Raw genomic sequence first — 24,301 nt, forward strand, 5'->3', positions numbered from 1 at the left:
GTTCGTCCTGCGCGAGTCTGCAGATGCCTCTCGGAGGTGCCGGATTGTGACATTTTTTCAATGACCTTCCCGCCACCAGCCGATTGCGAGGAAAATCAGGGCCGCGAACAGGGCCGCCCATGCGGGAACGAGGTCCGTCGTACGCGTCTCACCTGCGACGGCCGCCGTGGCGACGGGCAGGCCCATCCAGTCCGAGCCGCTCATGGTCGAGCCGATGGGAACTTGTTTCAGATGGGGCGTATGATCCGCAACCCACACCACGGCTCCCCCCGATGCCTGAGCGCTGACGCCCATGACAGTCGCGGTGGCGCGCAGGTCCTGCCGTTCGATCGGGTCATGGGAGACGGGACTGGCGAAAGCGACCAGACCATCCTGCCGGACGCTCCAGATTCCGGGCATCGTGGCGGCGAGCGTGGCGTGCCAGACGCCATCCGTCTGTTTCAGGGTAACGGGCGTCCGTTTTCCGTCCGGCGCCGTGACGAAAGCCTCAGGCGAAACAGCCTGTCCCGCGGCGTGGCGCTCGACGTCGAGCTGACCGTTTTCGATCCGGGCCGTCAGGCGGTTTTCTTCAAGGTCCGGCTCCTTCATGAGCCAGTGTGACAAGCGCCGCAGAAGCTCGGCCTGCGGTCCGCCGCCGCCTTCCCCGCGAGACCACAGCCAGAGCTGGTCCGACATGAGCATGGCGACGCGCCCCCGATCCACCCGGTCCAAAAGCAGAAGCGGCGCGCCATCCGGGCCATGCATCAGGTCTTCGCCATGGGACTGGTCCGGCCGGAGAGCACGATACCAGGGGCCCCAGTCTTCCGTCAGGCCAGCCGTGACGGGATGGGTTTTACCCAGATCGGTCAGGGAGGGACGGAAAGCCCGCGTAACGACCCCGTCCGTCCCGACATGGGCCGGAAGAATCTGTGCGAGGCTGGTATCCTGAAGTGTGCCGTCCTGCGTGAATTCAGGCCCTGCCGTTACCAGCAGGCCGCCGCCGTTGCGGACATAATCGGCGATATTGGTCAGATATTCGTCCGGCAGGATGTTGCTGTTGCGAAAGCCGTCCAGAATGATGAGGTCGAAACTGCGGATCTTTTCCTGAAACAATTCGCGGATGGGGAACGGGATTAGCGCCAGATCCGACAGCGGGGTGCCGTCATCGGTGTTGGGGGAGCGCAGAATGGTGAAGTGGACGAGATCGACGGAAGGATCGGCTTTCAGAAGCCGCCGCCAGACGCGCTCGCCCTGATTGGGTACACCCGAAACCAGCAGCACGCGCAGCCGGTCCCGGACGCCCCGGATGCGGACGACTTCGCTGTTATTTTCGGTGGAGGCCTCACCCGCCAACGGGGAGACCGACAGGCCGACAAGCGTTTCGCCGGGATGCTGCACGGGAACGGTGATGTCCGCGGGCGTACCGGTCCGGATCGGGCGGGTCTGCGGCGGGGCATCGCCCGAGCGGATCGTAAGAACCGCGTCGGCCGCACCCGGAGCGCCTAGATCGTCGACCTGAACGCGGATCGTGGCGTTCTGTCCGACGATGGCATAGGGCGGCGTGCTCAGGATGCGCAGGCGACGGTCCTGTTCCTCGCCCCGCGCCGTCAGCAGAAGATGTAGCGGAAGTTTCTGTCCGTCCGGTCCCTGAAAGCGCGCCGGAAGATGGGCCGGAACGTCATGATCCATGCCGTCCGTCACGACGATGGCACCTGCAAAACGGCCCTGCGGCAGATCGGCATGATCCAGCGCCTCGAACAGACGGGTGCCATGCCCCGTGCCCCCCGGAACATCGACGCGATGGAGCGTCAGGCCCGGAAGGCGGGCCGCGTCCTGCATGATCTGCCGTGTGGTCTGATCCGCGATGGCCGTGCGGGGGCCTACCTGCATCGAGGCCGAACGATCCACAACCAGCAGCGCATCCTGCGGCACCGGACGAAGCACCGGATGAAGTGCGCGCGGCCCGGACAGCCATCCCAGCAGGGCCAGAACGGCCAGCGCCCGCCAGAGCATTCCGCGCGCGCCACGCAGGGCACCGTAAAGCGCGCCTGCAACACTGAGTGCGGCCAGCGTCGCCAGCAGCCAGACGGGCAGCATCGGAGAAAGATCGAACATCATGGTGCGTCCTCCTCGTCGGCGGTGTCGGGACTGGTTGTGGCGGGTGCTGAATCCGGGCTGCCGAGGCGGCGGAGCATTTCAGGATACTGGGCCTGATCGTTTTTGTAGTTTCCGGTCAGGGCGTAGAGCACCATGTTCACGCCAAAACGATAGGCCTGCGTGCGCTGGTCTTCGCCTCCGGGAATGACGGCGAAGGGATGGTTGCCCGATCCGTCCACGGCCCAGGCATGGGCCCAGTCGCCATTGCCGATGATGACAGGGCTGACATCGTCATTCGCCTCGTCCCCGTTGCGTGCGACATAAACCGGCTGCCCGGCAACGCGACCGGGAAATCCGCTGTGCAGCAGATAGAAGGTGTGGGCTAGAACGTGCTTGTCCGTCAGTTTCGCGAGTGGTGGCACGACGAGACCATCGGTCACGCGTTGCAGCGCGGCCCGGGCGGTGGCGCTGGTTCCGGAGTCCGTGTCGGTGCCAGCACCCTGTTCGTCGATCAACAGGATCCCCCCGTGTTCCATGAAGGTATTGAGCGCTTTCGTGCGTTCGGGATCGGGTTGCATATCCGGTGTGATGGGCCAGTACAGGAGCGGATAGAACGCCAGATCGTCCTTGCCGGGAACAACGCCGTCGGGATGACCGAGCGTGGCGGAGCTGCGGGCTGTCGTATAATCGGAAAGGCCCTGAAGCCCTTCGCGGGAGACGGCGTCGATATCGTCATGCCCCGTGAGGACATAGCCCAGCCGCGTTTCGAGCGCAGCCTGCGGCACGGCTCCCGGAAGGGGAGCGGTTGTCTGTGCTGGCGTCTGATTCTGCGTCTGGGCGTGGGCCATCGGTAGAAGCAGCAGACCTGCAACCGCCAGAGCGCCAAGCAGACCGCGCCGCCGCAGGGACAGGATCAGATCCAGCAACAGCAGCAGCAGACCCGCCGCCATCAGCGCGGGGCCGATCGGACGATCCGCATGCGCGCCATCAGGCAAAATCCGCGTCCCGAGCAAAGGCTCCTCCACCATAGGCGAAGCAGCATCGCCGAGATTGAGCGCGCGCGTTCCACGGGCCGGACCATAAAGCCCGGCAGGATGCGTGACGGAAACATCCGTATGCGCCAGATCCGCAGCGCGGAGGGAGCGTGCAGCCTGTGGCGGCATGACGAGCCCGCCATCGCTCCCGACAATACGCCAGGGCGCCAGTTCCGCCGGACCGCCGCCCGCCACGCCTGCGGAGCGTTCGATCAGACGCTCCAGCATGTCGGGAAACAGCCCGGAAAGCGGTACGTTGGACCAGTCGGGCGAGGGCGTGACATGGAACAGCACGATCTCGCCATTGCCTTCGGCGCGCGCGGTTACGAGCGGGGTGCCATCGCTCAGGGCCGCCCAGACATGATCCGTCAGCCCCGTTTCGGGCTTGGCCAGAACCTGTCTTGAGACGGTGACATCGGGCGGAATCGTCAGGTCCGAAAACGGCGAGGTCTCGGGGAAGGGCGCTAGCGTCTGGGGTTTCCCCCACGACATCGGGCCGCCCAGCTGACGCATCCCGCTCATGAGATGGACGGGAAGGAGCGCATCGGAGGTTGCGTCGGACGTGGCGGCCTGATCGGCGGCGAGACCCGGGCCTGCGAAGCGGACGAGCATTCCGCCATGCCGCACCCAGTCCAGAACGCGATGGCGCGTCTGCTCGCCCGAAAGCGCACCATCCGTTGCGATCAGAACCGACAGTGGTGCGCCCAGCAGGGCCGTGGCGTCGCCGCTATGCAGGTCCGCAATCGGTTGCAGGGCGCGATTGAGAAAGAACGCCGATCCGACAAGAGGTGTGGCGTCGCCGGGCGTCTGGAGAATACCGACCGGGCGGCGGTGATCGGCCTGTCCCATCAGATGCACAGCGGCAGGGCCGGTCGCGCCTTCAAGGGTCAGACGATCGAGCTGGTTCCGCAGCAGCGCGGGGAGGGAGAGCGTCTGGTCGTTCCCCGTCGTGAGGGGATAGGCCGCAAGCGTGCCGCCATTGGCGTTGACAGCATGCAGCGTCACGGTCCGGGTCGGGCAGGGCAGTGTGTCGACTTTTGCATGAAGCGCGCCGTCCTGGCCTGTCGCGGCGTCAAGGCGCAGGATGTCACAGCCGTTCCAGCGCATGTCCTGAACGGACCGCGCCTTTGCCAGCGCGCCACGCAGCGCGGCGTCTCCCTTCGCGGCCAGACCGTCCGAAAGCACCATCACGCGCTGGTCCGACAGATCCCGGCCCCCGAGCAGGGCAGCCAGCGCCTGACGGTCCGTCGGCCAGGGCTGCGGACGCAGGCGCGAGAGATGTTCAGACAGGGCATGGGGGTCATGCGTTGTGAATGCTTCGGGCATCGCGCCATCGGGGGCGCGGGCGGCGTGAAGCAGCGTGACGCCCTGACCGTTGCGGATCGCGGTTTCGCCAAGCGCGAGTGCTGCGGAAATGCGGTCGGTCCAGTGCGGAATGGCGGCCCAGCCATCATCGAGAATGAGGGTCAGCGGTCCATTGCCGGTTTCGGTCTGATGCGGCGTCAGGACAGGGCGCGCCAGCCCGAAAATGACGAGGGCCACCGCCACCATGCGTAAAATCAGAAGCCAGAGCGGGGAACGGGCGGCGTCTTCCCGCCGGGCCGTCAGCCGGTTCAGGATGAGCAGGGACGGAAAGGACTGTTCCTGCGGAGCGGGCGGCGTCGCCCGCACCAGCCACCACAGCGCAGGCAGTGTGAGCAGACCCAGCAGCAGGAACGGAGCAAGAAGGATCATCGGCCGCCTCCGAGCGCCATGTGCAACGCCAGAAGAGCCGGAAGCGGGTTCTGCGACGTGTCATGCACGATGCAGTCGGCATGGAGCGACGCCGCACTCTGTTTGAGGGCCGCGAGATGCGCGTTCATTGCCTGCTCATAGGCCGGACCGAGGCTTTCCATGGCGGGAAGGGTCAGAATGCCCCCTTCAAGCCCTTCGAACCGGATTCGTCCTGCGCGTTTCAGCGCCCGTTCCGCCGGGTCGAGAATACAGAGGAGATGGGTCCGCACGGGACGGCTGGCGCAGGTTTTGAGGAACGTGTCGATCCGGTCTTCGTCCCACAGGAAATCGCTTATCACCACCAGATCGGACCGTGGAGGAACCAGAGACATGCGAGGAAATTCGGGCTCATCCGCGTCCTGACGCAGAAGGGATGCCGCCAGTCGCGGCAGAACCTGACGTCCGGCAAGGGCGCGTCCGGCCTCGATTCCGGTCAGCAGACCCGCGCGTTCGCCGCCGCGCAGGGACGCGGACGCCAGCGCCAGCGTGCAAAGCTGCGCGCGCTCCGCCTTGGTCGGCAGGGTATCGGAAGACCGCCACTGCATGGAGGGCGAGGGGTCACACCACAGCATCAGCGACTGGGCGTTCTCGCGCTCGCGTTCCCGGACCCAGAACGTGTCTTCGACCGGCGAGCGGGCAGACTGACGCCAGTCGATGGACGTTGCTGGCTCGCCGGCATGATAGGGCCGGAACTGCCAGAAATCCTCGCCCGGCCCCGAACGTCTGCGGCCGTGAACGCCGCTTTGCAGGCTTGCGGCAATCTTTTCGGCTTCAAGAACGAGCGCGGGCAGGGGCAGGCTTTCCGCCTGCGCGGTCGGTGCGCCGGAACTGGCACCCCGGTTGCGGCGAAACAGACTGCGCAGGGTATCGGACGGACTTCTCACGGCGATCAGAGGAGAGCCTGAGCCTGCTTGCGGATCAGGGCTTCGCTGTCCGTCCCGGCGGCACGGGCGCCAAAGCCCAGCCCGATACGATGGGACAGGACCGGGCTTGCAAGGGCCACGAGGTCATCAAGGCTTGGCGCCAGACGGCCATCCAGCAGAGCACGGGCACGGGTGGCGATCATCAGCGCCTGGGCCGCGCGGGGGCCCGGGCCGTAAGACACGGCCTCCCGTACCTCCGGCGAGGCGGACGGATCTTCCGGACGCAGCGAACGCGTCAGGCTCAGGATGGCATCCACGATCTGATCGCCGACCGGCAGACGCCGGACAAGGTTCTGGGCGGCGAGCAGACTTTCGGCATTCATCAGAGCCGAAACAGTCGGCGTCATGGCGCCTGTCGTCTGAAGCAGCATCTGCCGTTCCGCGTCCCGGTTCGGAAAGCCGAGGCTGATCTGGAGCATGAACCGGTCGAGCTGGGCTTCGGGCAGGGGGTAGGTGCCTTCCTGCTCGATCGGATTCTGGGTCGCGAGAACATGGAAGGGGCGCGGCAGGGCATAATCCTTGCCACCCTGCGTGACCCGACGTTCCGCCATGGCCTGCAACAGGGCGGACTGGGTGCGGGGGCTGGCGCGGTTGATTTCGTCGGCAAGCACAAGCTGGCCAAAGATCGGGCCGGGCAGGAAGCGGAAGGCGCGTCGTCCATCAGCATCCTGATCGAGAATTTCCGCCCCTGTGATGTCCGACGGCATCAGGTCGGGCGTGAACTGGATGCGCGTTGCCTCCAGACCCAGAACCTGTGACGCCGTGTTGACCAGCAGGGTCTTGCCCAGACCGGGCGCGCCCATCAGAAGTGCGTGACCACCGGACAGGATCGTGACAAGAACCTGTTCGATGACGCTGTCCTGGCCCAGAACAATGCTGCCGATGGCCTGACGGACATGATGGAGAACCGGAGCCAGACGATCGGCTTCAGCCACGTCCGCCTCGCCCCGCAGGGTGCCGGCGGAGACGCCGGAAGAATATTGCTGCTCGCTCATAACGCCAGTCTGACAGGTGTGGGGGTTTCATCAAGGCTCGATTGCACCCAAGTTGGTGTGAGAAGAGAGTTTTTTATGCAGTTGGAGGGAAAATTGAGCGATCATCAGTTCCGGCAGGCGGCCCGGCCTGACGTCTTCGCGGCTCCAGATCCGCTGGTGGCACCGTCTCCCTTTTCCGGCTGCTCTTCCACGGGCCCTCGAAAGCTGCCCTTTCTGATCCAGCGCGACGGCACATGGCTGTATCGCGGCTCCGCGGTAAAGCGCAAAGCCATGCTGTGCATGTTCTCGTCCATGCTGACCCGGGACTCCGAAGGCATCTACTGGCTGAAAACCCCAATGGAGCAGGGGATCATCCAGGTCGAGGATGCCCCCTTTCTGGCGGTCGAACTGGATTTCCGCGGCACCTGCGGCCGGCAGCAAAATCTGTGTTTCCGCACCAATATGGACGAACTGATCTGTATCGGCCCCGAACATCCGCTATCGTGTGACTGGGATCGGCCTTCGGAAGAGTGTGCGGGCGTGCCTTACGTCCACGTCCGGGATGGCGAAGGCGCCTTTCCCATTCAGGCGCGGGTGACGCGCCCTGTCCATTATGAACTCGCAGCTCTTGCTGTTCCTGGACATGTGAAGGGAAAACCCTGTCTCGGTGTCTGGAGCCAGGACTGCTTTTTCCCGCTTTCGCGCCCTGCATGACGCAGCGCCCCGGCCTGCTGGACCGTCTGCCGGACAGGAAGGGTCTGGATCGGATCTGGAGCGTCCTGCCTGCGGCCCGTCTTGTCGGCGGTTCCGTCCGCGATCTGCTCGCAGACGTTCCTGTCCACGATCTGGACCTTGCGACTCCGGAGCCTCCCGAAGAGGTCCAGCACCTGCTGGAAGATGTGGGAATCCGGGTGATCCCGACCGGTCTGTCTCATGGAACGGTGACGGCGGTCTTGGATGGAGTTCCGTACGAGATTACGACGCTGCGTCGTGACGCGGAAACGGATGGGCGTCGCGCAGTTGTGGTCTGGACGCAGGACTGGGCGGAAGACGCAGCCCGGCGTGATTTTACGATCAATGCCATGTCGCTGGACCGTCATGACCGGCTCCATGATTATTTCGGGGGGCAGGAGGATCTGAGAAAGCGTCAGGTCCGCTTCGTCGGGGACGCACCGTGCCGGATTGCGGAAGACGCCCTGCGGGCATTGCGTTTCTTCCGGTTCGACGCGCGTTATGGAAACGGCATCCCTGATCCGGCGGCCTGTAAAGCCGTTTCGGAACATCTGAAGCTGATTGAGACGCTCTCTGCCGAACGGGTCGCGTCCGAACTTTTAAGAATTCTGTCGGGTCCACGCGTTGCCGAAACGATCACAGCAATGGCGGCGGTCGGGCTGTTGCAGGTTATTCTGCCTGACCCGGATCTGGCCGCTTTGAATCGTATGCTGAACTGCGATGCTCCGGCAAATCCCCTGCTCAGGTTATTTGCTCTTTGCCATGAGAACAGTCGGGAGCTGCCTGGGCGGCTGAAACTTTCCAATGCAGATGCGGCAAGAATTGAAGTCTGGGCCTCAGACAGACCAGTCTTGTCGCCGGGCATGTCTGACGATGATCTGCGGCGTCTTCGCGCAGAGCAGGATCTGGATCAGCTTGTGGAACGGAGTTGGCTGTATCAGGCCCGTCTTGTGGGTAAGCCCGACAGCACATGGGACCGGTTTCGTTCCGGATTGCAGGCTCTTCCCCAGCCTCATTTCCCGCTATCGGGCAGGGATGCTCTTGCTCAGGGGATCCTGCCGGGGCCGGGAATGGGACAGTGGCTGAAAAAAGGCCGGGACTGGTGGATGACGCAGGGATGTCTGCCGGATCGGACGCAGTGTCTGGCCTATCTTGCCGGATATCCGTGAGATCGCGGTTTCGTCCTTTTCGCAAGGTTTGCTACACCCCCGGACATGACGAAAACCACAGCCCTTGATACGGACAGCCGCGTCCTGATGAAACGCATCTGGCGCGAGGAAATGCGCCAGCATGTAGGACGGATCATTTCCGTCGTTGTTCTGACCGTTCTGATGGCCGCGCTGACCGCGCTTTATCCCGCCGTCATCAAGCGGGCCGTGGACATGTTTGCGGCGCATGATTCCCGGATCCTGTATCAGGTCCCGGCTCTTGTCGTGCTTGTGACCGGACTCAAGGCCGCGTCTCAGTATGGGCAGACGATTGCCGTGCAGGGGCTGGTTCTGGCGGTGATCCGGGGATTGCAGTCCCGCATGTTTGCTCATTCGCTCCAGGCGGATGTCTCGACGATTGAAAAAGACGCGCCTGCCAAATGGGCCGCCCGCTTCACCACGGACGCCATTTCGATCCGCGAGGCGATGATCCGCGTGGTCAATGCACTCGGAGACGCTGTGACGGTGGTGGGGCTGGTGATTTCCATGATCGTGACGGACTGGGAACTGAGTCTGATCGCACTCGTGCTGTATCCGGTTGCGGCTGTCCCCATCCAGAAGCTGGGCAAAAAAGTGCGCCGTGCTTCGGGCGGCATGCAGGAGCAGATTGGCGAAACGTCGGCCCTGCTGAACGAAAGTTTCGCTCTGGCCCGGCAGATCCGTATTTACCGTATGGAAGACCGGGAAAGCACGCGGGTCGATCACTCCCTCGATCTGCTCCATTCGGCATTTCTGCGCATTGCAAAAGGCCGTGCCCGCGTCGATCCGGTGCTTGAGGTTCTGGGGGGCGCAGCGGTGGCTGCCGTGCTGGGGTTCGCGGGCTGGCGGGCGGCGCAGGGCGGCGCGACACTCGGGGACTTCACTGCGTTTATCGCGGCCCTCCTCACCGCATCCCGACCCATCCGCGCGCTGGGATCTCTGAACACGGCTCTTCAGGAAGGGCTGGCCGGATTGTCGCGTGTTTTCGCTGTAATTGACGAACCTCCCGCAGTGATGGAGCGGACGGGTGCGAAACCCCTGCCTGCAGGAAAGGGACATCTGGTTTTCGAGCAGGCCAGCTATCGTTATGAAGACGGCCGGATCGCGTTGCGGGGCCTGACTTTCGATGTGCAGCCCGGGAAAACCGTCGCACTTGTCGGCCCGAGCGGTGCAGGAAAATCCACGGCGCTCTCCCTGATCCCGCGTCTGCATGATGTGAGTGAAGGGAGTATCCGGCTGGAAGGCGTGGATCTGCGTGATCTGACGCTTTCATCCCTGCGCGATGCCATCGCCTATGTCAGCCAGGATACGACCCTGTTTGACATGTCCCTGCTTGAGAATATCTGGATCGGGCGGCCATCCGCATCGCGCGACGAGGTTGAAAAAGCGTGTGCCATGGCGGCCGTCGATTTTCTCGATAATCTGCCAGCGGGACTGGAAACCCGCGTGGGACCGGGGGGACGTCGCCTGTCTGGTGGGCAACGCCAGCGTGTGGCTCTTGCCCGCGCCCTCTTACGCAACCCGCGGGTACTGCTGCTGGATGAGGCGACAAGTGCGCTTGATTCCGAAAGTGAAGCGCGGGTTCAGAAAGCTTTGGCCAATCTGCGCTCGGGCCGCACGACTGTGATCGTGGCACACCGCCTCTCAACGGTGCAGGCGGCGGATCTCATCGTCGTCATGGATCACGGAGCCGTCGTCGAAGCGGGGACGCATGCGGAACTGCTCCGGAAAGACGGTCTTTACGCGAGACTGGTGCGGACCCAGTCTTTGGCGGCGGCCTGAAACAGGGCCGTCAGTTCCGGGATCAGAGCGGCGTAAAGGTCTTTTTTGAAGCCCAGATCGCGTGCTAGCACCTCGTCCGGCTCAACCCATTCCCAGCAGTCGAATTCCGCTGGCTCATGAAGATCCAGACGGATTTCGGAATCGCGTCCTTCATATCCCATCACGAACCACTTCTGGGTCTGCCCCCGGAAACGGCCCCCTAAAGCCTTTCCGATCAAGACAGCGGGCAGGTCGTAGGATAGCCATTCCTCGCGTTGGGCGAGGATACGCGCGTTCTGTGTTCCGATTTCTTCGCCCATCTCTCGCATGGCGGCTGTTTCGGGCGTCTCCCCCTCGTCGATGCCACCTTGTGGACACTGCCAGATCCGGCCCGGAAGATCTGTCCGACAGGCGATGAACAGCTTGCCTTCCCGGTTGAAGAGGGCAATTCCGACATTCGGGCGGTAGGGAAGGGTCATGGGATCGCTCATAGAGGGGCAACCGGGCTGGCGGAAGATAAATTGGCGGCCTGCTCGTTCCCGATACCGCTATCGACGAAACTTGAGGGAGGGACCAGGACGAAGCTGGCGGCCGCCGGGCCTTTGAGCCAGTTTGCAAGACGGTCGATCATGACGGGGGTGACAGGACCAACCATCAGCAGAATTTTCGTGGGCTTTCCCTTCTGGGGCAGCAGCGCGGCAAGACGGCTGTCCAGAGTGGCTGCGTCCGTGTCGCCATCAATCCAGGCCGTCGCGGTCATGCCGCGTGTGTGGCGACCATCCTGTGCGGAGCCTGCCAGATAAAGAAGACCTTTACTGCTGATGACGCTGGCGATCGGAGCAAAATCCGGCGAGGTCGCATAACCGCCGCCGGGTTGATCGTCCCCGTTTTCAGAAGCGTCCGTCAGCCCTTCTGCGCCTGTGGCGCGGGACAGACACCATTCCAGTTCACGCTGGTCATCAGCCGCGGAATTGCCATATCCCAGCGCGTGCGGGCCTTCATCAACGCGCTCGGGATGCGCGCTCTGCATCGGAAGTGTGACATAAACTTCACGATGGCTGGCGTGGGCTCGGGCGATAATGTCGCCGATATTGCTGACATACGGCGAAATCCCAACGGCGACCGGAGCTGGAATGCGCGCAAGGACGTCGTAGGTGAGGGCGTCAGAATAACCAAAGCCCTGGAGCACGATTGCAATGGCGGTTTTGTCCGCCGGGATAGCCGCCAGCGGCGGCCTTACAACGGCTGCTGAATCGGTGGACGTGGAGGGCGTCACCGATGGAAGTGCCTGTTGTGTCACTGTGGTTGAAGGTGCTGTGACTGTGGGCGGAACGGCTTTGGAGGGAATGACTTCTGCTGTTGCAGGAGGCGCTGGCGTCTGCGTCTCAGGCGCACTGATAGGCCGGATCGCCTCTCTTGGCATCGGTGTGGAGACGATCGAGGAACTGCTGTGCGCAGGCGGGACTTCCGGTCGGGCTGGGGGCGTGACCTTTGCCAGAACGACGGGCTTATGCTGATGGAACAGGAATGCCGCCGCTCCGGCCAGAAGGACGGCCCAGAACGCGATCAGAAGGCGTCCGATAACGGGAAGTCGTTGCCAGAGCCCTGCACGGCTGGAGGCGGGACGGTTCTGCACGATCCGGGATGTCCTTGTCAGTGATGTGCTTCGGGCGGCTTGGGTACTGCGGGAGCAGAGGCCTTGACCTCGGTCGCTGGTGCGGTCGCAGGGGCGGGGTTTGAAATGCCCGCCATGGCATTGATGACCTTGATGGCCTGCTGAAGCTGGAAATCTGTCGCAGGCTTTGTAGCGTCAAACGCGGGCCAGCTGGCATCCGGCATTTTGGGAATGGACTTCGCAATTGGCGGAATATCGGTGCGCGGCGTCTCGGTCGTACGGTTTCCGCCGATGTTCGTCAGGATGTGAGACAGATCCGCCTCGCGGTAGCCATAAGCATCGTCATCCTTTGTTTCGGATACAGGGATATCGGGTGTGATGCCAAGGCCCTGAATGGAACGGCCGGACGGCGTGTAGTAGCGGGCTGTCGTCAGACGGACTGCGCCCTGATCGCCAATCGGAATCAGGGTCTGGACCGAACCTTTTCCGAAAGTCTTTTCACCAAGGATGATGGCGCGGTGATGGTCCTTCAGAGCGCCGGCCACGATTTCACTGGCCGAGGCGGAGCCACCATTCGTCAGAACGACGATCGGCAGGCCATTGGTGATGTCCGTACCTTTCGCGTCCCAGCGCTGGTTGTTTTCCGCATGGCGACCGCGAATGGAGACGATTTCTCCATCCTTGATGAAGTCGTCCGCGACTGCGATGGCCTGATCGAGCTTGCCGCCCGGATTGGAGCGCAGGTCGAGAATGATTCCGGTCAGCTTGCCACCGGGAGTTTTGGCGGCTTCTGCCTTGAGCTTGTCGAACGCGGCATGCATGGCGCCTTCGAGATCGTCATCGAACTCGGTCAGACGGATATAGCCCGTGCTGCCATAGAGAGCAGATTTTACGATCTGGACATGGACGATTTCGCGCGTCATGTCGAAAGTCAGGGTCTTTCCGGTTTTGGGGCGCACGACTGTCAGGCTGATCTTGGTGCCCGGATCGCCGCGCATCTTGCGGACGGCCTGATCGAGCGTCAGATCGTCGATGCTCTTGTGGTCGACCATTGTGATGAAATCGCCCGGCTGGATGCCAGCGCGCGCGGCCGGAGTGCCGTCGATCGGGGAGACGACACGGACGTGGCCGGATTCACCCTGAACCTGAAGACCCAGACCGCCGAACTTGCCCGAAATCTCGGTTTGCATGTCGTGGAACTGGGCTGCGGTCATGTAGGAGGAGTGGGGGTCGAGATTGCCGACCATTCCATCCAGTGCGTTGTTGATAAGGTCCTTGTCAGACACGGGGTGGACGTATTCCGCCTTCACCACGTCCATGACGGTCCCCAGCAGCGTCAGCAGGCGGACGGTTTCCGCGCTGTTGTCATGAGAAATCTCACGGGCGAAAGCTGCGCCCGGAAAGTCGCCGGAGCCAGCAAGACGCAGGGCGCCCGGTCCAACAGCCAGTCCGGCCAGAAAGGCGGTGCCCAGCAACAGGCCACTGCGAAACTTCATGTGATCTCCATCCTCGGGCACGAAGGAACCTGCTGGCCTACGGTGCTCCGCAGGGAGACTAGGCCGGTTCAGGTTGCCAAATTACTAAGATACGATCCTACAAGGTCAGACGCGCTCGGCAAACCGGCTCAGAGGAAAGGCGCCGGGCTGACGACCTGTGCGCCGTGGCGGAGCTGGACGAACAGCATCCCTTCGGCCGCGGGCATCTGGCCGAGTGTGGCGGCTTTCCTGATGCTTTGGCCACCCGAAACCGTCAGTTGCCCCAGTCCAGATAATACGAAACGATAGTTGCGCCCGCAATCCAGGATCAGCATCTGCCCAAAGGAGCGGAAAGGGCCGGCAAATTCGACTCGGCCCGTACACGGAGCCTGTACGGGGGCGGAAGAGAGGGCGGCGTAGGTGATGCCGGTTGCCGGTCCGGCTTCCGTTGCCTGTCCCCAGCGGATGGCAACATGTCCCGGAACCGGGGCATGACCGTCATTGCTGGAAACCCCCTGTCCGGCGGAAGAGAGGGACTGGGCCTGTGAGCGCGCATGGCGGGCGCGCTCGAACTCGTGCTGGCGGGCAAGGGCTGCGGCTTCTTTTTCCAGTTCGGCACGGGCCTTTGCTTCCTGCTGTACCAGACTGCTGATCTCCGCAGACAGATCTGCTGCGGCCTGCATGGCGTCGGCAACGGCTTTGCGGGCTCTCTGCGCGCCCTGATCTGCGATGGCTTCCTGATGCGCTGCAACCCGGGTGCGGGCGGCGGCCGTGTTTCGTTCGTGGGTCTGTTGTGTCAGCAGAGTCGAAAGCTCTTTCTGTTGCTGTTCCAGATCGTTGCCGATGGCGCGCAGCTCATCTTCGCGAGACTGAAGGGTCCGGGCGCGCTGTCGGGTCAACTGGGAAAATCCGCCGAGAATGGACAGGGCGGTTACGCTTTCGGACGCTGTTTCGGGAGAGGCCAGCAACGCAGCGTCAGGAGCGATGGACAGGCGCGCGGCGACGGGGAGCAAGGGTTGCAGGGCGGCGTTTTGCTGGCGGATGTCCGCCTGGACCGCGGTCTGTCTGTTTTTCAGCTCTGTGATGCTGGCTTGCAGGGTCTGGATGCGGTTCTGGGTGCTGTCCATGGCGGACTGGGCCCTATGGGTCTGGGCGGTGTAAGCGAGCGTTCGGGCCGTGTCCTGTCGGGCTTTCGCTTCTGCCTGTGCCGAAGCGATCTGTTTGGCCCGCAGGGCTGCGGCTTCTGCGGTCTGTTGTTGCTCCAACGCCCGGCGTGTGGCCTGTGCGCGGGCGAGGGCTTTCTGTCCCGCGCTCGGCGCTGTCAGCGTTGATTTCGCAGCATGATGGTGGGACGCGTGGTGCGCTGTCGCCCAGTGAGGCGACAGGATCAGGGCAAGCGGCAGGACATGCCGTGGATCAGGCGCTTTCAAGCAGGGAGACACCCGTCATCGCGTCAGGCTGGCTGATGCCCATGAGCGCCAGCATGGTCGGGGCGAGATCGGCCAGGCGACCATCATGGATGGTCTTGCCGTCTGCATGGGCGAGAATGACGGGCACGACATTGAGTGTGTGGGACGTATGGGCGCCCCCCGTCACGGGATCGCGCATGGTTTCGCAGTTGCCGTGATCCGCAGTCACGAGCAGAGCGCCACCGGCTTTGACAATGGCGTCATTGATGCGACCCAGCCCCTGATCGACCGTTTCGCAGGCCTTGATGGCGGCGGGCAGGGAGCCTGTGTGACCGACCATATCCGGGTTGGCGAAGTTCAGGACGACCATGTCAAATTTGCCGCTTTCAATGGCGGCAACGGCCTTGTCCGTCAGTTCAGGGGCGGACATTTCGGGCTGAAGATCGTAGGTCGCGACCTTGGGAGACGGGACAAGAATGCGGTCCTCGCCTTCAAACTGGACTTCGCGGCCCCCGTTGAGGAAGTAGGTGACGTGCGGATATTTTTCCGTCTCAGCCATGCGGAGCTGCGTTCTGCCCGCTTTGGACACCACGTCTCCCAGCAGATCGTCGAGCGGTACTTTTGAGAAGAGGACGCTCATGTAAGGGGCCAGATGGTCGGAGTAACGGGACATGCCGCAGACGGACGCGAATTTTACCTTTCGGCCGCTGTCGTATTCCGCAAAATCCGGAAGAACCAGAACGTCCAGAAGCTGGCGGATGCGGTCTGCGCGGAAGTTGCAGGACAGGATGCCGTCTCCGTCCTTCATGCCGGCGTAATCGCCCAGAACGGTGGGAAGAACGAATTCATCGCCCTTGTCGCTGTTGTAACTGGTCTGGAGGGCGGAAAGTGCATCCGGGGCGTGAGGCCCCTTCGCATCGCGGATGGCCGCGACGGCCAGGTCAACACGCTCCCATCGGCGATCGCGGTCCATGGCATAGTAGCGGCCGCTGAGTGTGGCGACTTTTACGCTGTCTGGCAGGTCCGTGAGAAATTTTCCGATGAACTGCTCGCCTGAGCGCGGCGCGGTGTCGCGGCCATCGCTGAAGATATGAACGGCAACGGGAACGCCTGCTGCGCTGACGATTCTGGCGAGTGCAACGACATGATCCTGATGGGCATGCACGCCGCCGGGCGAAATCAGGCCCATGAGGTGGCAGGTTCCGCCCGAGGCTTTCAGCGCCGCGATATGGTCCAGAAGGACAGGATTCTGAGCCAGTGAGCCGTCTCGGGCACTGCGGGAAATGCGGGGGAGCTCCTGCATGACGACGCGACCGGCACCGATGTTCAGATGGCCGACTTCAGAATTGCCCATCTGCCCGTCCGGAAGGCCTACGTCCTCGCCGGATGTTTTCAGAAACGCGTGGGGGCTTGTGGCCCAGAGCGTGTCGAATGTCGGAGTGCGGGCGAGGCGGACCGCATTGTCGGATTCATCCTCACGCCAGCCGAAGCCGTCGAGGATGACCAGCATGACGGGACGGGGCGTTGAGGATGCAGACATGACAGTCTCCTGAAGGGAAAGAAGGAGGGAACTGCCGTCCATCATGCCACCATTCCCCGCAAATGCGAACGCCCGCCATGAAGGCGGGCGCTGCATTGTGATCGCAGGTGGGGCTCAGAGCTTGTCGATACCGCTTTTGACAGTATCCTTGGCGTCACCAACGCCCTTCTGGACCTTGCCCTTGAGGTTCTGGGCGATACCCTCAGCCTCAAGCTTCTCATCGTTCGTCACGTGGCCGACTTCTTCCTTGATCTTGCCCGTCACCTGATTGGCGACGCCTTTGATCTTGTCTTCGATGGAACTCATGACCGGATCCTTCCGTCTTGATGTTGTACGGATATTAACGGGTTTCACCGTGCCGGGTTGCGTCCTGACAGTTTAAGATGCGTGACAAAATACGGCCGCGCTTTCATACATCCCCAAAGATCCATTCCCAGAAGACGTCCCTCAGAGTTTGCGGAGAACCAGCATGACCCAGAGTTGCGGCCCGACCGGGCAGAACGGCAGTGGTTGCGGCGTCGGCCTGACACCGGAGCAGCGGCGCATCCTTCACGAACATGGCACGGAACGTCCCGGATCCAGCCCGCTCAATGATGAAAAACGGGCGGGAACCTATGCCTGTGCGGCCTGCGGACGTCCGCTGTTCTCCTCGGATGCGAAATATGACAGCGGCAGTGGCTGGCCGTCATTCTTCCAGCCCCTCCAAGGGGGCGTCGAGACGACGCAGGACAGCCGCTATGGCATGGTCCGCACGGAAGTTCACTGTGCGAACTGCAAGGGGCACCTGGGGCATGTGTTCCCTGATGGGCCGCCGCCCACGGGGCTGCGTTATTGTATGAATGGGCTGGCGCTCGATTTTCGCCCGGCCGAAGGAGAAAAAGCATGAGTCAGGCGCTGCCGCCTATCGTTCTCGACCATCCGCTGGTGCGCCACAAGCTGACCCGTCTGCGTGACCACAATACGTCCACGGCCGGTTTCCGGCGCCTGACGCGCGAACTCAGCCTGCTGCTGGCTTATGAAGCCACGCGGAACCTCTCGCTGGCGCCGCGCCATATTGAAGCGCCAAGCGGCGCGATGGAAGGTGAAGAACTGGATGGCAAGAAGCTTTGCTTCGTCTCCATCTTGCGGGCTGGCAACGGTCTGCTGGATGGAATGCTGGATCTGGTGCCGTCCGCGCGCGTAGGCCATATCGGGCTGCGTCGGGACCACGAGACGCTGGAAGTCAGCGAATATTATTTCAATATGCCGAGTGATGTTCCGGGCCGGACCTGCATCGTTCTGGACCCTATGCTCGCGACGGGACACTCCGCTGCGGCTGCGCTGACCCGCGTGAAGGCTGCCGGGGCGACAAACCCGATCTTTGCCTGCCTGCTGGCTGTTCCGGAGGGCATTGCCCATATGGCAGAACTGCACCCTGACGTGCAGATCGTGACCTGTTCGATCGACAGCCATCTGGACGAGCATGGCTATATTGTTCCGGGCCTCGGAGACGCGGGCGATCGTCTGTTCGGCACGCGCTAAAGCACGGGCACACGCTCTTGTGTGCTGAAATGTCAGGCGTTTTGTGGCGGGTATGGAGGCTCATTCTGAGGAGAGCGTTCCATGCCTGCCTATGCCCTGTTTATTCGTGACAAACTGGCTGATCCGACTGAATTTAAAAAATATTCGGAAGTGGTTGGTGAAACCTTCAAGGGTTTCCCGGCCAAAATCCTTGCTGCCTACGGCAAGCAGGAAAAACTCGAAGGCACAGAGCCTGATGGCGTGGTGATCATCGAGTTTCCGGACGCGGCCTCGGCCCGCGCCTGGTATGAAAGCCCGGCCTACCAGAAGGCTGCCGAGCACCGCTGGAAGGCCGCGACCTATAACGTCGTAATCGTCGACGGGATCTGAGGATCAGTCCCGCCGGACGATGTAATGCCGTGCCAGATCGGTTTCGATCTGGTGCGCGTGTTCGGTATCGCGGGCTTCCACCATCACCAGAAGTTCCGCCGTCTGAACGGACGGAGAGGCGAACAGGCGGTGATGGGAAACTTCGATGATGTTTCCGCCGTAATTGCCGATGCGGGTGGAGATATCTGCCAGCATGCCCGGCCGGTCGGGGATCTGGAAGATCAGCCGCAGGATCCGCCCATCCCGAAGAAGGGAGCGCAGGATCGTGTTGGCGAGGATGCGCGCGTTGATGTTCCCGCCCGAAAGCGGCAGGGCGACGCGGCGACCTCTGAACAGCTCCGGATAGGCGAGGACGGCGGCGAGACCCGTCGCGCCCGCGCCTTCACAGACCTGTTTGGCCTTTTCGGCCAGTGTCGTGACGGCGCTTTCGACCTGAAGTTCGCTCACGACAAGGATTTTCGAGATCTTGTTGCGGAATGCGCTCAGGCAGTGATCGCCAAGTTTGGTAACAGCGATGCCTTCCGCAATGGTCGATCCACCCAGTGTCGGGCCGTCTTCCTTCGGATAGCTGGACAGCGAGGCATAGGCCTCGACCTGAACGCCGATCACTTCAACATCCGGGCGCAGGGCCGCCATGACGGTGGCAAACCCACCGATCAGTCCACCGCCACCGACCGGCACGACGACTGTGTCGATATCCGGTGCGTCCTGCAGAAGCTCGAGCGCAGCCGTGCCCTGACCGGCGATGACGGCCGGATCATTGAACGGGTGAACGAGAACGCGCCCGTCCTGCTTCTGAAGCTCGGCGGCTGTTTCGCTGGCCTGCGCGAAATCGTCACCTGCGAGCACCACGTTCGCGCCCCAGGCCTGCGTTGCCGCGACCTTGGTAGCGGGCGTGAAGCGCGGCATGACGATGGTGGCATCAATGCCGAGAAGACTGGCCTGACGGGCCACACCCTGTGCGTGATTGCCTGCCGAGACGGTAATGACGCCACGGGCCCGCTCTTCCGGCGTCAGGAGGGCCATTTTGTTGGCCGCTCCGCGCTCCTTGAAGGAGCCGATCGCCTGAAGGTTCTCAAGCTTGAGCGTAATGTCCGCGCCTGTCAGTTTGGACAGGGCAGGGCAGGAAATTGTCGGCGTGCGAACCACGGTGGACGCGATGCGCTCATGGGCGCTTTCGATGTCCGCAATGGTTACGACAGGAGTAGTGGACGTCAGGACGTCAGACATCAGCGATATGCGACCTTGAGGATTTCGTAAGTCCGGTCTCCACCGGGCGCGGGGACAGACACGGTATCACCGACATCCTTGCCGATCAGTGCCTTGGCCAGCGGCGAGGAAATCGAGATCAGGCCCTGCTTGATGTCGGCTTCATGGACGCCCACGATCTGGTACAGGGCTTCCTTGTCGGTTTCTTCATCGACAAGCTGGATATGCGCGCCGAAACGGACGCGCGTTCCGGTCAGCGTCGAAGGGTCGATCACTTCGGCGTTGGAGACGATGCTTTCCAGCTCCAGGACCCGGCCTTCGATGAAGGACTGGCGGTCACGGGCGGCGTGGTATTCAGCGTTTTCGGACAGGTCCCCATGTTCGCGGGCTTCTGCGATGGCGCGGATGACGGCCGGACGGTCGACGCTCTTGAGGGTCCGCAGTTCGTCTTCGAGACGCTGCTGTCCCTTCGCGGTCATGGGGATCTTCTGCACTCTGAAATCCTCGAAAAAGCGTGACTGAAACTTGATAAACAGCCTGACAATATAGGATTTCAGGGAGTTTTTTGCAAGATGGCGTATTTTTATTTATCGAAAAGCGATAAAATTCTTGTTGGGTAAGGGGTGAGTATGTTTATCGTTTTTCGATAAGGAGAAGCCATTATGAAGACAGTTGATAGTTTGTGCCGCATTCGTCAGGTTCTGCGTGTTCTCACCGGTATCTCATCGGTGCTTTTCTGGAGCGGATTGATGCTGTTGGTAGGCAGCCTTTTGCTCGCGCCACTGCTCTACGTCTTCTGGGACAAGGCATCGCATTTGATATGGAAAGATGCAGGCGAGATATTTGGTCTCATGCTTGCTGTTGTCGACATGTACATACTGATGAATGTTTTAAGTGGTTCAATTAAGATTGTTGATAATTCCATTTCCGAAAAAATTTTTGCTCAAAATAATGCGGAAATCATGTGGGTTATTTTCAGAAGGATCGTTTATTTTTTCGGAATTGGCTTTTTCGGGGGAATATTTTCGAGCCTTCTTGATCCTGTAAAATTCGGCCCATTCCTGTGGATCAACTGTTTTTCGGATCTTGTTGATTCTCTGCTCTGTCTGGGGCTGGTTTATCTTATTGCTTTGCTTTTCGGGGTAGGCGTTCAGCTTCAGTCCGAAATTGATGAGGTCATCTGATGCCGGTGCAGGTCAATCTGGATGAGTTGCTGAAGGCGCGGGGTATGTCTTTGACGGAACTGTCGGAGAAAGTGGGGCTGACGCTGGCCAATCTCTCCATTCTCAAGACAGGCAAAGCAAAGGCGATCCGTTTTTCGACCCTTGAGGCCTTGTGTCGGGTTCTCAACTGCCAGCCGGGCGATCTTCTTCGATATTCAGGCGACTGAAAATGAAAAACCCCGCCAGATTGTTCTGGCGGGGTTTTTCAGCGTCAGGAAGGGGTCAGAACTCACCCTTGAAGTAAGACTGGAGCGGGGCGACGCCCAGATCGTCTTCCTTCAGGACCGCGATCGCATAGGTCGCCGCACGGGCGCCTGCGATCGTGGTGTAATGCGGGATGCCCATCGTCAGGGCGCTGCGACGGATCTCGTAGCTGTCCTGTGCGGCCTGCCCACCCTGTGAGGTGTTGATGACCATCTGCACGTCGCCCGAGCGGATGGAGTCCACGCAGTTCGGACGGCCCTGCATCACCTTGTTCACGCGCTTTACGGGAATGTCGGCGGCTTCCAGACGGGACGCCGTGCCGCTGGTGGCAAGGATCGTGAAGCCCATGGCGACCAGCTTGCGGGCGAGAGGCTGGACATGCGCCTTGTCGCTGTCACGAACGGACAGGAACACCGTGCCCGCAAGCGGCAGCGTCACACCGGCGGCAAGCTGCGATTTCGCAAAGGCGCGCTCGAAGCTGGAATCCAGCCCCATGACTTCACCCGTGGAGCGCATTTCCGGGCCGAGGATCGTGTCGGCATTGGCGAAGCGGTGGAACGGGAACACCGCTTCCTTGACCGCGACATGCGGAGAGACCGCACCACCATCAAGCTTGAACTCGATGAGTTTCGCGCCCGCCATGACGCGTGCGCCGATCTTGGCAACCGGAACGCCGGTGGCCTTGGCGACGAATGGCACGGTCCGGGATGCGCGGGGGTTCACTTCGAGAACGAAGACTTCCTGATCCTTGATGGCGTACTGGACGTTCATCAGGCCGCGGATGCCCAGTTCACGGGCCATGGCTTCGGTCTGGGAGCGCAGTTCCGTCACCAGTGCCGGGGAGAGCGTATAGGGCGGCAGGGAGCAGGCGGAGTCACCGGAATGGATGCCGGCTTCCTCGATATGTTCCATGACGCCTGCGACATAGACGTTCTCGCCGTCGCAGATGCAGTCCACGTCCGCTTCGATGGCGTCGTTGAGGTAGTGGTCGAGCAGGACGGGACCGGTCGAGACTTCCGGACCGGCGGCGCGCAGGACTTCGTTGAGGTAGCGCTTGAGGCCCGGTTTGTCATAGACGATTTCCATCGCACGGCCGCCCAGAACGTAGGACGGGCGGGCGACGACCGGATAGCCGACTTCTTCCGCGATGGCTTCGGCTTCCGCCGGGCTGCGGGCGATGCCGTTGCGGGGCTGGCGCAGGCCGAGCTTGCGGAGCATGGTCTGGAAGCGCTCGCGGTCTTCGGCGCGGTCGATCGCGTCCGCAGGCGTGCCGAGCAGCGGGATGCCGGCGTCTTCAAGGGCGCGGGACAGCTTGAGCGGGGTCTGGCCGCCATACTGCACGATGCAGCCCAGAACCTTGCCGCCCTTTGCTTCGGTGCGGATCAGGGCGATCACGTCCTCGGCGGTCAGGGGTTCGAAATACAGGCGGTCCGAGGTGTCGTAGTCGGTCGAGACCGTCTCGGGGTTGCAGTTGACCATGACCGTCTCGAAACCGGCTTCGCGCAGGGCGTAGGCGGCGTGGACGCAGCAATAGTCGAACTCGATGCCCTGACCGATGCGGTTCGGGCCGCCACCGAGAATGATGATCTTGTCGCGGTTCGTCGGGCGGCTTTCGCATTCCGGCGTGCCGAACCCGCCTTCATAGGTCGAGTACAGATAGGGCGTGTCGGACGCGAATTCGGCGGCACAGGTGTCGATGCGGCGATAGGCCGGTGTGACAGCCAGTTTTTCGCGCAGTTCTGCGACATCTGTGACGCTCTGGCCGGAGAGGCGTGCGAGCTGGACGTCCGAGAAGCCCTGGGCCTTGAGACGGCGCAGGTTATAGGCGTCCGTGGGCAGGCCGTTCTTTTCGATCTCGCGCTCGGAGGCGACGATATCTTCGAGCTGGCGGAGGAACCAGGGCTCGAACTTGCAGGCTTCGTTGATCTGCTCGACCGACAACCCGGCGCGCAGGGCTTGTGCGGCCATCAGGATGCGCTCGGGACGCGGCTCGGCCAGGGCGGCGAGATAGGCGTTGTGCGAACCGTCGCCGGGGGCTTCGACCGGGTCGAGGCCGGTGAGGCCCGTTTCCATCGAGCGCAGGCCCTTCTGGATGGCTTCGGCGAAGGAGCGTCCGACCGACATGGCTTCACCGACCGACTTCATGGACGTCGAGAGGAGCGCCGGGGAGCCGGGGAATTTCTCAAAGGTAAAGCGGGGGATCTTGGCGACGACATAGTCGATCGTCGGCTCGAAAGAAGCCGGGGTCGTTTTCGTGATGTCGTTCTTGAGTTCGTCCAGCGTGTAGCCGACGGCCAGCTTGGCGGCGATCTTGGCGATCGGGAAGCCGGTGGCCTTCGAGGCAAGCGCGGAGGAACGCGACACGCGCGGGTTCATCTCGATGACGACCAGACGGCCATCGGCGGGGTTGACACCGAACTGCACGTTGGAGCCGCCGGTCTCGACGCCGATCTTGCGCAGGCACGCGATCGAAGCGTCCCGCATGCGCTGGTATTCCTTGTCGGTCAGCGTCAGGGCGGGGGCGACGGTGATGGAGTCACCGGTATGGACGCCCATCGGGTCGATGTTCTCGATGGAGCAGATGATGATGCAGTTATCCGCGGTGTCGCGGACCACTTCCATCTCGTATTCTTTCCAGCCGAGAACGGATTCTTCGATCAGGACTTCGGTCGTGGGCGAGGCATCGAGGCCGCCTGCGACGATCTGGTCGAATTCCTCGCGGTTATAGGCGATGCCACCGCCAGCGCCGCCCATGGTGAAGGACGGGCGGATGATGGCGGGCAGACCGACATCGGCCAGTGCCGCGCGGGCTTCTTCAAGCGTGTGGGCGATGGTGCTGCGGGGGCTTTCGATCCCGATCTCGTCCATGGCTTCGCGGAATTTCTGGCGGTCTTCCGCGCGGTCGATGACCTCTGCGTCCGCGCCAATCAGTTCCACATTGTGCTTTTTGAGAAAGCCGGACTTGTCGAGCGCCATGGCGGCGTTCAGGGCTGTCTGGCCACCCATCGTCGGCAGGACGGCGTCAGGCTTTTCCTTGAGGATGATGCGCTCGACGAATTCCGGGGTGATCGGCTCGATATAGGTCGCATCCGCCAGACCGGGATCGGTCATGATGGTTGCGGGGTTCGAGTTGATCAGGATGACGCGGTAGCCTTCCTCACGCAGGGCCTTGCAGGCCTGTGCGCCGGAATAGTCGAATTCGCAGGCCTGTCCGATGACGATCGGGCCAGCGCCGATGATCAGGATGGACTTGATGTCTGTCCGTTTTGGCATGGC

At 62.3% G+C, this 24,301-nt stretch carries 21 protein-coding genes; 8 read left to right on the top strand and 13 right to left on the bottom strand.

The genetic code is table 11. From position 1 onward, the window contains the following. Positions 1-57: 57 nt before the first annotated feature. Genes HK22_RS06630 through HK22_RS06645 form a run of 4 tightly spaced genes read right to left on the bottom strand, consistent with a single transcriptional unit; the run spans position 58 to position 6,801 of the window. Positions 58-2,097 (bottom strand): hypothetical protein, encoded by a 2,040-nt coding sequence (locus tag HK22_RS06630; protein ID WP_086648735.1) that lies wholly within the window; start codon positions 2,095-2,097, stop codon positions 58-60. Further along, positions 2,094-4,844, bottom strand: a complete 2,751-nt coding sequence (locus HK22_RS06635) for a DUF4159 domain-containing protein (protein WP_086648736.1) — start codon at positions 4,842-4,844, stop codon at positions 2,094-2,096. Before HK22_RS06635 ends, HK22_RS06630 begins: the two co-directional genes overlap by 4 nt. Continuing rightward, positions 4,841-5,767 carry a DUF58 domain-containing protein gene (locus HK22_RS06640; protein WP_062033260.1) on the bottom strand — a complete coding sequence of 309 codons (927 nt, stop codon included), beginning with the start codon at positions 5,765-5,767 and terminating at the stop codon, positions 4,841-4,843. The genes HK22_RS06635 and HK22_RS06640 overlap by 4 nt, the downstream gene beginning before the upstream one ends. Positions 5,768-5,772: 5 nt before the next feature. After that, the gene (locus HK22_RS06645) at positions 5,773-6,801 is read right to left on the bottom strand and encodes a MoxR family ATPase (RefSeq protein WP_086648737.1); all 1,029 of its coding nucleotides are present in this window, start codon (positions 6,799-6,801) and stop codon (positions 5,773-5,775) included. Positions 6,802-6,954: 153 nt separating this feature from the next. Here HK22_RS06645 and HK22_RS06650 point away from each other — a divergent pair, with 153 nt between their 5' ends. The 3 genes from HK22_RS06650 to HK22_RS06660 are packed head-to-tail and all read left to right on the top strand — an operon-like array spanning position 6,955 to position 10,481. Continuing rightward, positions 6,955-7,494: a DUF1285 domain-containing protein gene (locus HK22_RS06650; protein ID WP_233142466.1), complete on the top strand. Its 540-nt coding sequence runs from the start codon at positions 6,955-6,957 to the stop codon at positions 7,492-7,494. Further along, a complete protein-coding gene (locus HK22_RS06655; RefSeq protein ID WP_086648738.1) occupies positions 7,491-8,681 on the top strand; it encodes a CCA tRNA nucleotidyltransferase in 1,191 nt (396 codons plus the stop codon). Before HK22_RS06650 ends, HK22_RS06655 begins: the two co-directional genes overlap by 4 nt. Positions 8,682-8,726: 45 nt before the next feature. Then, complete coding sequence (locus HK22_RS06660; protein WP_062110082.1) at positions 8,727-10,481, top strand: ABC transporter ATP-binding protein; 1,755 nt, start codon at positions 8,727-8,729, stop codon at positions 10,479-10,481. On the opposite strand, the gene HK22_RS06665 is transcribed toward HK22_RS06660, so the two are convergent. The 6 genes from HK22_RS06665 to HK22_RS06690 all read right to left on the bottom strand — a co-directional run bounded on the left by HK22_RS06665 (position 10,439) and on the right by HK22_RS06690 (position 16,805). Further along, complete coding sequence (locus HK22_RS06665) at positions 10,439-10,951, bottom strand: RNA pyrophosphohydrolase (protein WP_077803128.1); 513 nt, start codon at positions 10,949-10,951, stop codon at positions 10,439-10,441. The genes HK22_RS06660 and HK22_RS06665 overlap by 43 nt on opposite strands. Next, positions 10,948-12,096, bottom strand: coding sequence for a divergent polysaccharide deacetylase family protein (locus HK22_RS06670; RefSeq protein ID WP_086648739.1), 1,149 nt, complete (start codon positions 12,094-12,096; stop codon positions 10,948-10,950). The genes HK22_RS06665 and HK22_RS06670 overlap by 4 nt, the downstream gene beginning before the upstream one ends. A gap of 17 nt (positions 12,097-12,113) precedes the next feature. Continuing rightward, positions 12,114-13,571: a S41 family peptidase gene (locus HK22_RS06675; RefSeq protein ID WP_062033242.1), complete on the bottom strand. Its 1,458-nt coding sequence runs from the start codon at positions 13,569-13,571 to the stop codon at positions 12,114-12,116. Positions 13,572-13,699: 128 nt separating this feature from the next. Beyond that, positions 13,700-14,980, bottom strand: coding sequence for a murein hydrolase activator EnvC (locus tag HK22_RS06680; RefSeq protein WP_086648740.1), 1,281 nt, complete (start codon positions 14,978-14,980; stop codon positions 13,700-13,702). Beyond that, complete coding sequence (gene gpmI, locus HK22_RS06685; protein WP_086648798.1) at positions 14,967-16,499, bottom strand: 2,3-bisphosphoglycerate-independent phosphoglycerate mutase; 1,533 nt, start codon at positions 16,497-16,499, stop codon at positions 14,967-14,969. Before gpmI ends, HK22_RS06680 begins: the two co-directional genes overlap by 14 nt. A 114-nt stretch (positions 16,500-16,613) precedes the next feature. After that, positions 16,614-16,805: a CsbD family protein gene (locus HK22_RS06690; RefSeq protein ID WP_062033238.1), complete on the bottom strand. Its 192-nt coding sequence runs from the start codon at positions 16,803-16,805 to the stop codon at positions 16,614-16,616. A gap of 163 nt (positions 16,806-16,968) precedes the next feature. Here HK22_RS06690 and msrB point away from each other — a divergent pair, with 163 nt between their 5' ends. The 3 genes from msrB (at position 16,969) to HK22_RS06705 (ending at position 18,389) form a co-directional block, all read left to right on the top strand. Next, entirely contained in the window at positions 16,969-17,385 is a 417-nt protein-coding gene (gene msrB / locus HK22_RS06695; RefSeq protein WP_062033235.1) for a peptide-methionine (R)-S-oxide reductase MsrB, read from the top strand. Continuing rightward, positions 17,382-18,020, top strand: a complete 639-nt coding sequence (gene upp, locus HK22_RS06700) for a uracil phosphoribosyltransferase (protein ID WP_086648741.1) — start codon at positions 17,382-17,384, stop codon at positions 18,018-18,020. Before msrB ends, upp begins: the two co-directional genes overlap by 4 nt. Before the next feature lie 81 nt (positions 18,021-18,101). Next, on the top strand, positions 18,102-18,389 hold the full coding sequence (locus HK22_RS06705) for a DUF1330 domain-containing protein (RefSeq protein ID WP_062033232.1): 288 nt from the start codon (positions 18,102-18,104) through the stop codon (positions 18,387-18,389). A gap of 3 nt (positions 18,390-18,392) precedes the next feature. On the opposite strand, the gene HK22_RS06710 is transcribed toward HK22_RS06705, so the two are convergent. Both HK22_RS06710 and greA read right to left on the bottom strand, forming a co-directional pair. Next, positions 18,393-19,619 (bottom strand): threonine ammonia-lyase, encoded by a 1,227-nt coding sequence (locus tag HK22_RS06710; protein ID WP_062110091.1) that lies wholly within the window; start codon positions 19,617-19,619, stop codon positions 18,393-18,395. After that, complete coding sequence (gene greA, locus HK22_RS06715; protein WP_062033225.1) at positions 19,619-20,092, bottom strand: transcription elongation factor GreA; 474 nt, start codon at positions 20,090-20,092, stop codon at positions 19,619-19,621. Before greA ends, HK22_RS06710 begins: the two co-directional genes overlap by 1 nt. A gap of 168 nt (positions 20,093-20,260) precedes the next feature. On the opposite strand from greA, the gene HK22_RS06720 reads away from it, so the two are divergent. After that, complete coding sequence (locus HK22_RS06720; RefSeq protein ID WP_086648742.1) at positions 20,261-20,782, top strand: hypothetical protein; 522 nt, start codon at positions 20,261-20,263, stop codon at positions 20,780-20,782. After that, positions 20,782-20,988, top strand: coding sequence for a helix-turn-helix transcriptional regulator (locus HK22_RS06725; protein WP_062033219.1), 207 nt, complete (start codon positions 20,782-20,784; stop codon positions 20,986-20,988). Before HK22_RS06720 ends, HK22_RS06725 begins: the two co-directional genes overlap by 1 nt. A 55-nt stretch (positions 20,989-21,043) precedes the next feature. Here HK22_RS06725 and carB read toward each other — a convergent pair whose 3' ends face one another. Next, complete coding sequence (gene carB, locus HK22_RS06730) at positions 21,044-24,298, bottom strand: carbamoyl-phosphate synthase large subunit (RefSeq protein ID WP_086648743.1); 3,255 nt, start codon at positions 24,296-24,298, stop codon at positions 21,044-21,046. Between the last annotated feature and the right edge of the window lie 3 nt (positions 24,299-24,301).

The sequence above is a fragment of the Gluconobacter sp. DsW_056 genome, from assembly GCF_002153595.1.
Lineage (GTDB): Bacteria > Pseudomonadota > Alphaproteobacteria > Acetobacterales > Acetobacteraceae > Gluconobacter > Gluconobacter albidus.